Origin of the sequence: Rhizobium mongolense subsp. loessense, from assembly GCF_900099775.1 — a bacterium.
Classification (GTDB): domain Bacteria; phylum Pseudomonadota; class Alphaproteobacteria; order Rhizobiales; family Rhizobiaceae; genus Rhizobium; species Rhizobium loessense.
In genome coordinates this window covers 47,886-60,165 of record NZ_FMTM01000007.1, presented here as the reverse complement: position 1 = coordinate 60,165, position 12,280 = coordinate 47,886, and the positions used below count along the sequence as shown (strand labels likewise).

Sequence of the window (12,280 nt, the reverse complement as noted above, 5' to 3'; positions counted from 1 at the left end):
CTGAAAGGCTTGCTCCTCATGACCAAGTGTTCCCTCATCCGCGCCTTCATGGTGGCTCTCGGCATGGCTGTGACGGCGGCTGTCGCGACGCCTGCGCACGCGCTTGTCGAGATCAACATCAACAAGGGTAACGTCGAGCCGCTGCCGATCGCCATTACCGATTTCCTGCAGGGCGACATGGGCGCGCAGGTCTCTCAGGTGATCGCCGCCGATCTGCAGCGTTCCGGCCTCTTTGCGCCGATCAACAAGAACGCCTTCATCGAGAAGATTTCCAACCCCGATGCCGCACCGCGCTTCGAGGACTGGAAGGTCATCAACGCGCAGGCGCTCGTCACCGGCCGCGTCACGCAGGAAGGCGATGGCCGTCTTCGCGCCGAGTTCCGTCTCTGGGATTCCTTCGCTGGTCAGCAGATGACCGGCCAGCAATTCTACACGCAGCCGGAAAACTGGCGCCGCGTTGCCCACATCATTGCCGACGCGATCTACAAGCAGATCACCGGCGAAGAGGGCTATTTCGATACCCGCGTCGTCTTTGTCTCCGAGTCTGGCACGAAGCAGCAGCGCAAACGCCAGCTCGCGATCATGGACCAGGACGGCTTCAACGTGCGCACGCTGACGGATGGCAGCGACCTCGTTCTGACGCCGCGCTTCTCGCCGAACCGGCAGGAAGTGACCTACATGTCCTTCGCCAACCAGCAGCCGCGCGTCTACCTGCTGCAGCTCGAAACCGGACAGCGTGAAGTTGTCGGCAACTTCCCGGGCATGACCTTTTCGCCGCGCTTCTCGCCGGATGGCCAAAAAGTGGTAATGAGCCTTCAGCAGGAAGGTAACGCCAATATTTACACGATGGATCTGCGATCGCGCACGACGACGCGCCTGACCTCGACAGCCGCGATCGATACATCGCCATCCTATTCGCCGGATGGCGGCCGGATCGTTTTCGAAAGCGACCGCGGCGGCAAGCAGCAGATTTACGTGATGAATGCCGACGGCTCCGGCCAGACGCGTATCTCCTTCGGCGACGGCAACTATTCGACGCCGGTCTGGTCGCCACGCGGCGATCTGATCGCCTTCACCAAGCAATCGGGCGGGAAATTCTCGATCGGCGTGATGAAGCCGGACGGTTCGGGCGAGCGCATCCTGACTACGGGCTTTCACAACGAAGGTCCGACCTGGGCGCCGAACGGGCGTGTGCTGATGTTCTTCCGCCAGCCAGCCGGTGCAGGCGGCCCGCAGCTCTATTCGATCGATCTGACGGGTTACAACGAGCAGGTCATCAAGACGCCCACCTACGCATCCGACCCGGCCTGGTCGCCGCTGCTTGAGTAGTGGATGGGCCAGATTTCGCCTTCTTGTCGCCGCAAAGAGCTGGAATTGGCCGATGCAGGGACAATCAATAAATTATTAACCATACTTCTTGAGCGCCGATTAACCGAGTACGGTTACAGTCCGGCAACCCTGATAAATCGCAAGGAGACCCGGCCATGAGCCGAATTCACACCCCGGCAATGAGCCGCATGCAGAATTTCGCCCGCAACCCTGTCATGATCGCACTCGTTGCCGGTCTGGCGCTTGCTGGCTGCGCCAACAAGAAGACGCCGAACAGCGCTGGCGAGCTCGGCCTCGGTGCAGGTGCGGCAACGCCGGGTTCGGCTCAGGACTTCACCGTCAACGTCGGCGACCGCATCTTCTTTGACACTGACTCTACCTCGATCCGTGCCGACGCTGCCCAGACCCTCGACCGCCAGGCACAGTGGCTGGCTCGCTATCCGAACTATGCGATCACCGTCGAAGGCCATGCCGACGAGCGCGGCACGCGCGAATACAACCTCGCTCTCGGCGCCCGCCGTGCTGCCGCCACCAAGGATTACCTTGCTTCGCGCGGCGTTCCGGCTCAGCGCATGAAGACGATCTCCTACGGCAAGGAACGTCCGGTCGCCGTCTGCGACGATATTTCCTGCTGGTCGCAGAACCGCCGTGCAGTCACTGTTCTCGGCGGCGCCGGTATGTAATCCTCTCAAATATATTGTGTTGCGGAAAGGCGGCTCCTTCGCGGGCCGCCTTTTCTTTTTGAACACACTTTGGCCAGACTCCGTTGCTTTTTGAAGGTAATTGGAAAAATCTCCTGTTCGTGCCATCCAGGCGCGAAGAATCACTGGGACAGGACGAAACCTATGAAGAAACTTGTCGTGGCAGGCTTGCTCTGCCTCGCGGCCGTTACCGGAACCGAGCGAGCGGCTTATTCCGCTTCGTTTCTCGGCATGAACTTTGGCGGCAAGCCTGCGCAGAGCCAGACGCAGACCCAGACGCCGCCGGCCGTCAACGTGCAGAGCAGCAGCGCCGAAATGCGCGTGCAGCAACTCGAAGAGCAGCTGCGCCAGCTGAACGGCCGCATCGAGGAAATGAGCTTCCAGATCCTGCAGATGCAGGAATCGCTGCGCAAGACGCAGGAAGACAACGAATTCCGCTTCCAGGATCTGGAAAAGAGCGGCGGTGCCGCTGGATCGAAGGGCAGCACGAAGAAGAGCGAGGCCGATTTGCAGCCTCCGGCTTCGGGGCAGGCCGAGACACGTCCCCAGCGCCAGAACGATGATGTCGCGACGATCATCGAAACACCAGAGGGAGCCGAAAGGGCTCCCTCCAACGACGTTCCGTCGAACAGCGGTTTCGGCCGCCCGCCGCAGGAGCTTGGCTCGATCCAGTTCGATCAGAACGGCAATCCGATCGGCGGCAGCGTGAATGAAAACGCGGAGGTCGGTTCAGCGCCGCTTCCCGACGTGAACGCCGGGACGTCGCCGCAGCAGACCGCATCTCTCGGCAGCGAGACCGATCAGTACAAGGCCGCTTACGGTCACGTCCTTTCCGGCGACTACGCGATTGCTGAAGAGCAGTTCACCCAGTATATCGCGCAGTATCCGGGAAGCGCCCGCGCTGCCGATGCCAACTTCTGGCTGGGCGAGGCGCTCTATTCCCAAGGCAAGTTCAATGAGGCCGCCAAGACCTTCCTGAATGCCCACAAGAAATACGGCTCTTCCGAGAAGGCGCCCGAGATGCTGCTGAAGCTCGGCATGTCGCTCGCAGCACTCGACAATAACGACACCGCCTGTGCGACGCTCAAGGAAGTCACCAAGCGTTACCCGAAGGCTTCGCGCGCTGTCATAAGCAAGGTCGCGAGCGAACAGAAGCGCCTCTCCTGCTGAGGATTTCCGGTTTGTCTCCGGAAATCGTGCTTTCGCCCGAGGCAGCGGTCCGCCGCTTTCTCCGTTCGCTTGAAAGCCCAGCGCGCATTCTCGTCGCGATCTCCGGCGGCAGCGATTCAACCGGTCTGCTTCTTGCCCTTTTGGAAGCGCTGAAGGCCGAACCCAATTCCAAGATTTCCCTATGCGCGGCGACGATCGACCATGATCTGCGCGCAGAATCGGCAGATGAGGCGCGCCATGTCGCAGCCTTATGCAAATCGCTCGGCATTGCCCATGTGATCCGTGTCTGGCGCGAACCCAAACCAAAAACCGGCATCATGGGGGCCGCCCGCGAGGCACGTTACGAACTGCTCGCAGGTGCCGCGGAGGAACTTGGCGCCAATCTCATCGTGACGGCGCATACGCTGGACGATCAGCGGGAGACGCAAGCGATGCGCGGCGCGCGCAGCGGCAATCCCTCCACCGGGATCGCCGATGCCGTTCTCTTTGAGCGCCGGGTCTGGATCGCCCGGCCGCTTCTTTCGTGCCTGCGCGCCGATATCCGCGCATTTCTCTCGGCCCGAGCCGTGCCTTGGCTCGATGATCCAAGCAATGAGGATCTGCAATACGAGCGCGTGCGGACGCGCGCGGCATTGGCGGGTGAGGGCGCCCCGGAGCCAGAAGCTTACGGCGCCGATATCCGCTTGGAGCTTTCACGACAGGCGGCCCTATGGCTCGGCCGTCATTTTACGCTTCCGTGCGAAGGGCTGGGCCGCGTGGCGGGAAAGGGACTTGAGGCGCCCCCGGACGTGCTCGGCTATGCGCTCGGCCGTCTTGCGGCCGTTTTTGGCGGACAGCGCTTTGCGCCAGGCCGCATGCAGATGGACCGCATTCTCGCTTTCGTAAGTGCCGGCATGCCCGGACGCATGACCGCAAGCAGAGCGGTTCTCGATCTAAGACGCGACGGCCTTTACCTTGCCCGTGAAAGCCGCGGCATCTTGCCACTGGTCGTTGCGCCTGGGGAGCACGCCATTTGGGATGGCCGGTTTGTTATCGAGAATAGCTCGTCGTATGATCTGACGGTTCTCGCGCGGTCCGCCACCCCCTTGGTTGTCACGGGAATCCAACCGGGGCGGGCGGCGCATTTGCCCAAAGCTGCGCTCAAGCGGGCTTTGGCAGCGCAACCACGCATTTTAGTCGCCGGTGACGCGAACGTGTGCATGAATTCTCATCCCGATGTCAGTCTCACGCGCTATTTTGCGCTGTTCGACCGCTTTTTGACACGATTTGATCTCATCTTTGCTGAAAGGCTCGCGGCGGCTTTTGGAATGCGCCCCTATCCAAGCCCGCCTTTAAGTCTTATTGACGGAAAAGCCATCTGACAGAGTGTATCGCCTTGGCAACGGCACAGCGCAACCCTATGTTAGAAGCCAAATAAGACGGCTGCCATGAGGCGGTTGTTGCAGTGCTGGGGAGTTCAATGAACCCTAACTTACGTAATTTCGCCTTGTGGGCAATCATAGCGCTTCTGCTGATTGCCCTTTTCAGCATGTTCCAGACGACGCCGGCGCAGACCGGCTCGCGCGACATACCCTATTCGCAGTTCCTGCGTGAGGTTGATGCGGGCCGCGTCAAGGAAGTCGTCGTCACGGGCAACCGTGTGTCGGGAAGCTATGTTGAAAACGGCACCACCTTCCAGACCTATTCTCCTGTCATAGATGACAACCTGCTCGAGCGCCTGCAGTCGAAGAACGTCCTGGTTTCGGCCCGACCTGAAACCGATGGTTCGTCAGGCTTCCTGAGCTATCTCGGCACGCTGTTGCCGATGCTGCTCATTCTCGGCGTCTGGCTGTTCTTCATGCGGCAGATGCAAGGCGGCTCGCGCGGCGCGATGGGCTTCGGCAAATCGAAGGCCAAGCTGCTCACGGAGGCGCATGGCCGCGTCACGTTCGATGACGTTGCAGGCGTCGACGAAGCCAAGCAGGACTTGGAAGAAATCGTCGAATTCCTGCGCGATCCGCAGAAGTTCCAGCGCCTCGGCGGCAAGATCCCGCGCGGCGTGCTGCTTGTCGGCCCTCCGGGTACCGGTAAGACGCTGCTCGCCCGCTCCGTCGCCGGCGAAGCCAACGTTCCGTTCTTCACCATCTCGGGTTCCGATTTCGTCGAAATGTTTGTCGGCGTCGGCGCAAGTCGCGTCCGCGACATGTTCGAGCAGGCGAAGAAGAATGCGCCCTGTATCATCTTCATCGACGAAATCGACGCCGTCGGCCGTCATCGTGGCGCCGGTCTCGGCGGCGGTAACGACGAACGCGAACAGACGCTCAACCAGTTGCTGGTCGAGATGGACGGCTTCGAGGCCAATGAAGGCATCATCCTGATCGCCGCGACCAACCGTCCTGACGTTCTCGACCCCGCGCTGCTGCGTCCGGGCCGTTTCGACCGCCAGGTCGTCGTTCCGAACCCGGATATCGTCGGCCGCGAGCGCATCCTCAAGGTACATGCCCGCAACGTTCCGCTGGCGCCGAATGTCGACCTCAAGGTTCTAGCCCGCGGTACGCCCGGCTTCTCCGGTGCTGACCTGATGAACCTCGTCAACGAAGCCGCCCTGATGGCCGCACGTCGCAACAAGCGCGTCGTCACCATGCAGGAGTTCGAAGACGCCAAGGACAAGATCATGATGGGCGCCGAGCGCCGCTCTTCGGCGATGACCGAAGCGGAAAAGAAGCTCACGGCCTATCACGAAGCCGGACATGCGATCACGGCGCTCAACGTGGCCGTCGCCGATCCGCTGCACAAGGCAACGATCATTCCGCGCGGCCGTTCTCTCGGCATGGTCATGCAGCTGCCCGAAGGCGACCGCTACTCGATGAGCTATAAGTGGATGGTCTCGCGCCTCTGCATCATGATGGGCGGCCGCGTTGCGGAAGAACTCACCTTCGGCAAGGAGAACATCACCTCCGGTGCGTCTTCGGATATCGAGCAGGCAACCAAGCTTGCCCGCGCCATGGTCACGCAGTGGGGCTTTTCCGACCAGCTCGGTCAGGTTGCCTATGGCGAAAACCAGCAGGAGGTCTTCCTCGGCCATTCCGTGTCGCAATCGAAGAACGTTTCCGAGGCCACGGCTCAAAAGATCGACAACGAAGTGCGTCGGCTTATTGACGAGGCATACACGCAGGCGCGCGACATCCTCACCGAAAAGCACGACGATTTCGTCGCGCTTGCCGAAGGCCTGCTTGAGTACGAAACGCTGACCGGCGAGGAAATCAAGGCGCTGCTCCGCGGTGAAAAGCCCGCTCGCGACCTTGGCGACGACTCTCCGCCGAGCCGCGGCTCGGCCGTGCCGAAAGCCGGCGCGCGCCCGGCTTCCAAGGGCGATGAGCCGGAAGCAGGGCTCGAGCCCCAGCCGCATTGACGGAAAGCAACTCGAACGAACAAGGCCGGATTTTCCAGCAGAAGATCCGGCCTTTTTCCGTCGGTAACGGGATATAATCAATTTTCTTGGTAATTTACATGATGGCGCTTAGGATTTGTGGCATGCCGCTATCATGAAGAGGCCGCAATGAGGCTTTGTATTGGGGCAAATCGTCTCTGCGGCTTGAATTGCTTGGCGCAACGCGCTGCCTTCTTGGCGCGCTGAAAGCATAGGGGAGCATATGAAAAGACGTTACTTCGGCACAGACGGCATTCGCGGGCAGTCGAATATCTTCCCGATGACGCCGGATCTGGCGATGCGGGTCGGCATTGCAGTCGGTACGATCTTCCGCCGCGGCAATCACCGCCATCGCGTGGTCATCGGTAAAGACACGCGTCTCTCCGGCTATATGCTGGAAAATGCCATGGTGGCGGGCTTCACGGCCGCAGGTGTCGATGCATTCGTTCTTGGCCCGATCCCGACGCCCGCCGTCGCTATGCTGACGCGTTCGCTGCGTGCCGATATCGGCGTCATGATTTCCGCCTCGCACAATCCATACGAGGACAATGGCATCAAGCTCTTCGGTCCCGACGGCTACAAGCTTTCCGACGATATCGAAATGCAGATCGAAGACTTGATGGATAAGGATCTCCACACGCAACTTGCCAAGTCCGACGACATCGGCCGTGCCAAGCGCATCGATGGCGTGCATGACCGCTATATCGAGCATGCGAAGCGCACGCTCCCGCGCGATGTCACGCTGCAGGGTCTGAGGATTGCGATCGACTGCGCCAATGGTGCCGCCTATAAAGTGGCACCGGCCGTGCTTTGGGAACTCGGCGCCGATGTCGTTACGATCGGCAACGAGCCGAACGGCATCAACATCAATCTCAACTGTGGTTCCACCAGCCCCGTCGCCTTGCAGAAGAAGGTCGACGAAGTGCGGGCCGATATCGGTATCGCGCTCGATGGCGACGCCGATCGGGTCATCATCGTGGATGAAAACGGCACGATGGTCGACGGCGACCAGCTGATGGCGGTGATCGCCGAAACCTGGGCGGAGAACCAACAGCTTCGCGGCAACGGCATCGTTGCGACCGTGATGTCGAACCTTGGCCTGGAACGCTTTCTCGAAAGCAAGGGGATGGGTCTTGCCCGTACCAAGGTCGGCGACCGCTATGTCGTCGAGCACATGCGCCAGCACAATTTCAACGTCGGCGGTGAACAGTCCGGGCATATCGTGCTCTCGGACTACGGCACGACCGGCGATGGTCTTGTTGCCGCGCTGCAGATTCTTGCGGCCGTCAAGCGCACTGGCAAGACCGTCAGCGAGGTCTGCCGCCGCTTCGAGCCGGTGCCGCAGCTTCTGCGCAATGTCCGCATTTCCGGCGGCAAGCCGCTGGAAGACCTCCAGGTCCAACAGGCAATCGCCGATGCCGAAGCCGAGCTTTCCAAGAACGGCCGCCTCGTCATCCGTCCCTCCGGCACCGAACCGCTGATCCGCGTCATGGCGGAAGGCGACGACCGGGCGCAGATCGAGCGCATTGTCAACGAGCTGATCGGCACGATCTCCGGCGTCCGTACCGCCGCTTAATTCTGCCTTGAATGATCAATCAAGCCGGCGCCAGTGCGCCGGCTTTTTTTGCCCGCGTCATTCGCTTCAGCACAATCTTATTGGATGAATTGACTTATCGGCGTGGAGGCATAGCTTTTTCTTGATCGCACAAGTGTCACCCGCCTGCAGCGACGAGAACACGGCAAGCCATACTGCGATAGAAAGATGGCGCCGGCCGTCGTTTCAGGCAACCTGGGAGGATTGGGTTGTCATGCGGTATCGCGTTCTTTTAGCCGGCTTATATGTTGCCATGCTTCCTGCTTTTGGCGTGAACGCCCAGGAGGGCGATGCGACGGCCGGCGCTACTGTTTTCAAAAAATGCGCCATATGTCATGTGGCCGATACGGACAAGAACAAGGTCGGCCCGTCGTTGAACCGGATCCTCGGCAGGAAGGCGGCGACACATCCGAATTTCAGCTATTCTCCGGCAATGAAGAAAGCAGGCGAGGGCGGGCTCGTTTGGGACGAGGCAACTCTGCGCGAATATCTCCACGATCCCAAGGGAAAGATAAAGGGAACGAAGATGGTGTTTGCCGGGCTGAAGGACGACAGCGAGATCAACAATCTCATCGCTTACCTCAAGCAGTTTTCCCAATAGAGCCTGACGGTCACCGCAGCGCCGCTTCCGCCGGTCATTGTCCACACGACTTGTTCGTGAGATAATGCTAAAAATACACCGACGGATTGCGGATTTCGCCCTGTGGCAAGTCACGGTTCAAGGAGCAGGCAATGGCTATCGTGCTGGTTCTGGTTCTGCTGGTCGTGGGATCCGTCGTGTTCCATTTGCTGAGCCCGTGGTGGTGGACGCCGATCGCCTCCAACTGGAGCTACATTGACAACACCCTGCTGATCACCTTTGCGATCACCGGTCTGGTGTTTGTGGCGGTGGGTTCCTTCATGGCCTATTGCGTGTTCCGGTTCCGGCACAAACCCGGAAACCAGGCCGCCTATGAGCCGGAGAACAGGCGGCTGGAGATATGGCTTGCGGTGGTAACCTCCGTCGGGGTTGCCGCGATGCTCGCGCCTGGGCTCGTCGTGTGGAACCAGTTCATCACCGTCCCCGCCGATGCGCACCAGATCGAGGTCGTCGCTCAGCAGTGGCAGTGGAGTTTCCGCATGCCGGGCGCAGACGGGCGGCTGGGAAAGTCCGATACCCGTGAGGTCAGTCCGGAAAATCCCCTTGGCCTGAACAAGAACGATACCGCAGGGCTCGATGATGTGATCGTCGAGGGAGGTGAATTGCACCTGCCGATCGGCAAACCGGTCAAGGTCCTGCTTCGTTCGATCGACGTCCTTCATGATTTCTACGTGCCAGAGTTTCGGGCGAAGATGGATATGATCCCCGGCATGGTGACCTATTTCTGGTTTACGCCGACGCGCACGGGAACGTTCGAAATTCTTTGCGCCGAGCTGTGCGGCGTCGGGCATTCGCAAATGCGCGGAACGGTCATGATCGATGAGGAAGTCGCCTACCAGGCCTGGCTGGCGGAGCAGACGACATTCACCCAAATGCTGGCATCGGGGGAAGGCCAGCCGGCAGAACAGGCGAAGTAGCCTATCGGAGGAATAGGGAGGACGGACATATCATGGTCGATATTCGATCGGGCGCCGGGGAGGTCATCCCACCTGCAGAAGTCGAAGATGTGGAACTTTACCATCCGAAGAGCTGGTGGACGAAATATGTCTTCAGCCAGGATGCGAAGATTATTGCCGTCCAATACTCTGTGACGGCGATGGCGATCGGTTTCGTGGCGCTCGTCCTGTCCTGGTTGATGCGCCTGCAGCTTGCCTTTCCCGGCTACTTCGCTTTCATCGACGCGGAGCACTATTACCAGTTCATCACCATGCATGGCATGATCATGGTGATCTATCTTCTCACCGCGCTGTTTCTCGGCGGTTTCGGCAACTACCTCATTCCCCTGATGCTCGGCGCCAGGGACATGGTGTTTCCCTATGCCAACATGCTGAGTTACTGGATTTATCTGCTCGCCGTGCTGGTGCTCGTCGCCGGATTTTTCGCGCCCGGCGGACCAACCGGCGCCGGATGGACGCTCTATCCGCCGCAAGCCATTCTTTCGGGGACGCCGGGCGGACAGGATTGGGGCATCATTCTCATGCTGTCGTCGCTGATCCTGTTCATCATCGGCTTCACGATGGGCGGCCTGAATTATGTCGTGACCGTGCTGCAGGGACGCGCGCGCGGCATGACGCTGATGCGCATGCCGCTGACGGTCTGGGGAATTTTCACCGCGACGGTCATGGCGCTTCTTGCCTTTCCCGCACTTTTCGTTGCCGCCGTGATGATGCTTTTCGACCGGCTGCTCGGGACGAGCTTCTTCATGCCTGCCATCGTGGAGATGGGCACGCAGCTGCAGCAGGGTGGCGGCAGTCCCATTCTTTTCCAGCATCTCTTCTGGTTCTTCGGTCATCCCGAGGTCTATATCGTGGCGCTTCCCGCCTTCGGGATCGTTTCCGATCTCATTAGCACGCATGCGCGAAAGAATATCTTCGGCTACCGCATGATGGTCTGGGCGATCCTGATCATCGGGGCGCTCAGCTTCATCGTCTGGGCGCATCACATGTATGTCAGCGGCATGAACCCGAATTTCGGCTTCTTCTTTGCCGTCACGACGCTCATCATTGCGGTGCCGACCGCCATCAAGGTTTATAATTGGGTGCTGACGCTCTGGCGCGGCGATATCCACCTGACGCTGCCGATGCTTTTTGCGCTCGCCTTCATTCTGACTTTCGTCAATGGCGGCCTGACGGGACTGTTCCTCGGCAATGTGGTGGTCGACGTACCGCTGTCCGATACGATGTTCGTCGTGGCGCATTTCCACATGGTGATGGGCGTGGCACCGATCCTGGTCATTTTCGGTGCAATCTATCATTGGTATCCGAAGGTGACCGGACGCATGCTGGACGAGACGCTGGGGCATATCCATTTCTGGACCACGTTCCTCGGCACCTATGCGATCTTCTTTCCCATGCACTATCTCGGCCTGGTGGGCGTGCCGCGCCGCTATTACGAGATGGGCGAGACGGCTTTCGTTCCGCCATCCGCCGATACGCTGAACGTTTTCATCACCGCTGCCGCGCTGATTGTCGGGGCAGCGCAGATCGTCTTCCTGTTCAATCTGGTCTGGAGCCTTTTCAGGGGCCGGGAAGCCGGCGGCAATCCTTGGCGTGCGACAACGCTGGAATGGCAGACGCCCCAGACCCCGCCGGTGCACGGCAACTGGGGCAAGGAGCTGCCGGTGGTCTATCGTTGGGCGTATGATTACAGCGTGCCGGGCAATAGCCAGGACTTCCTTGCGCAGAATGATCCGGGCACTGCCCGTACGGCGGCGGGAGCAGCCTCATGAGCGTCATCTTGATTTTCCTGGCGGTCATCGCAGTCATCGTACTCTGGTGGATGACCCAGCACCGGCTGACATCCAAGCCGTGGCTGGAGGTGGGACTGGTGACCGAGTCGGCCGGCGAAAAGCGGTTGCCGATCGCGCCCGCCAGGGTCGGGCTTGGCATTTTCCTCGCCGTAGTTGGTGCGCTCTTTGCGCTTCTGATTAGTGCCTACTTCATGCGCATGGCGGCAGCCGACTGGTGGGCGACGCCCATTCCCCGGCTGCTCTGGGTCAACACCGCCGCGCTTGCGCTCAGCAGCGCCGCTCTCGAATGGGCCAAGGGCGAGGCACGCCGCGGTCGCAGCGACATCATGCGGATTGCGCTCCTTTTGGGGTTGGCGACGGCGTTCCTCTTTCTCGCCGGGCAGGTGATGGCGTGGCGGGAGCTTGCGGCGGCCGGTTACGTGCTTGCCGACAATCCTGCCAACAGCTTCTTCTATATGCTGACCGGCCTGCACGGCCTGCACATCCTGGGCGGTCTGGCGGTGCTCGGCCGCACGACGGGCAGGGCATTCGACGATCGCTTTCCTGCCCGCAGGCTGCAGCTCAGCCTCGAGCTCTGCGCCGTCTACTGGCATTTCATGCTTTTCGTCTGGGTGGTTCTCTTCGCACTCTTTGCCGGCTGGGCGAATGATTTCGTCGATCTCTGCCGCCAGCTGATTTCGTGAGGGAT

General features: G+C 60.3%; 10 protein-coding genes. All 10 read left to right on the top strand.

Features of this window, described 5'->3' with window-relative positions:
• Window positions 1–18: 18 nt before the first annotated feature.
• The 10 genes from tolB (at window position 19) to BLP23_RS21360 (ending at window position 12,275) form a co-directional block, all read left to right on the top strand.
• Window positions 19–1,329 carry a Tol-Pal system beta propeller repeat protein TolB gene (gene tolB / locus BLP23_RS21405; RefSeq protein ID WP_092587046.1) on the top strand — a complete coding sequence of 437 codons (1,311 nt, stop codon included), beginning with the start codon at window positions 19–21 and terminating at the stop codon, window positions 1,327–1,329.
• A gap of 155 nt (window positions 1,330–1,484) precedes the next feature.
• Window positions 1,485–2,012, top strand: coding sequence for a peptidoglycan-associated lipoprotein Pal (gene pal, locus BLP23_RS21400; RefSeq protein ID WP_022715753.1), 528 nt, complete (start codon window positions 1,485–1,487; stop codon window positions 2,010–2,012).
• 162 nt (window positions 2,013–2,174) lie between these two features.
• The gene (gene ybgF, locus BLP23_RS21395; protein WP_092586833.1) at window positions 2,175–3,200 is read left to right on the top strand and encodes a tol-pal system protein YbgF; all 1,026 of its coding nucleotides are present in this window, start codon (window positions 2,175–2,177) and stop codon (window positions 3,198–3,200) included.
• 11 nt (window positions 3,201–3,211) lie between these two features.
• Complete coding sequence (gene tilS / locus BLP23_RS21390) at window positions 3,212–4,561, top strand: tRNA lysidine(34) synthetase TilS (protein ID WP_092586832.1); 1,350 nt, start codon at window positions 3,212–3,214, stop codon at window positions 4,559–4,561.
• Between the two features lie 98 nt (window positions 4,562–4,659).
• Window positions 4,660–6,591, top strand: a complete 1,932-nt coding sequence (gene ftsH, locus BLP23_RS21385) for an ATP-dependent zinc metalloprotease FtsH (protein WP_022715750.1) — start codon at window positions 4,660–4,662, stop codon at window positions 6,589–6,591.
• 241 nt (window positions 6,592–6,832) lie between these two features.
• A complete protein-coding gene (gene glmM, locus BLP23_RS21380; protein ID WP_092586831.1) occupies window positions 6,833–8,185 on the top strand; it encodes a phosphoglucosamine mutase in 1,353 nt (450 codons plus the stop codon).
• Between the two features lie 232 nt (window positions 8,186–8,417).
• On the top strand, window positions 8,418–8,804 hold the full coding sequence (locus BLP23_RS21375) for a c-type cytochrome (protein WP_092586830.1): 387 nt from the start codon (window positions 8,418–8,420) through the stop codon (window positions 8,802–8,804).
• A gap of 131 nt (window positions 8,805–8,935) precedes the next feature.
• Complete coding sequence (locus tag BLP23_RS21370; RefSeq protein ID WP_092586829.1) at window positions 8,936–9,760, top strand: cytochrome c oxidase subunit II; 825 nt, start codon at window positions 8,936–8,938, stop codon at window positions 9,758–9,760.
• Between the two features lie 32 nt (window positions 9,761–9,792).
• Complete coding sequence (gene ctaD, locus BLP23_RS21365; protein ID WP_092586828.1) at window positions 9,793–11,571, top strand: cytochrome c oxidase subunit I; 1,779 nt, start codon at window positions 9,793–9,795, stop codon at window positions 11,569–11,571.
• Complete coding sequence (locus BLP23_RS21360; protein ID WP_092586827.1) at window positions 11,568–12,275, top strand: cytochrome c oxidase subunit 3; 708 nt, start codon at window positions 11,568–11,570, stop codon at window positions 12,273–12,275. Before ctaD ends, BLP23_RS21360 begins: the two co-directional genes overlap by 4 nt.
• Window positions 12,276–12,280: the final 5 nt, after the last annotated feature.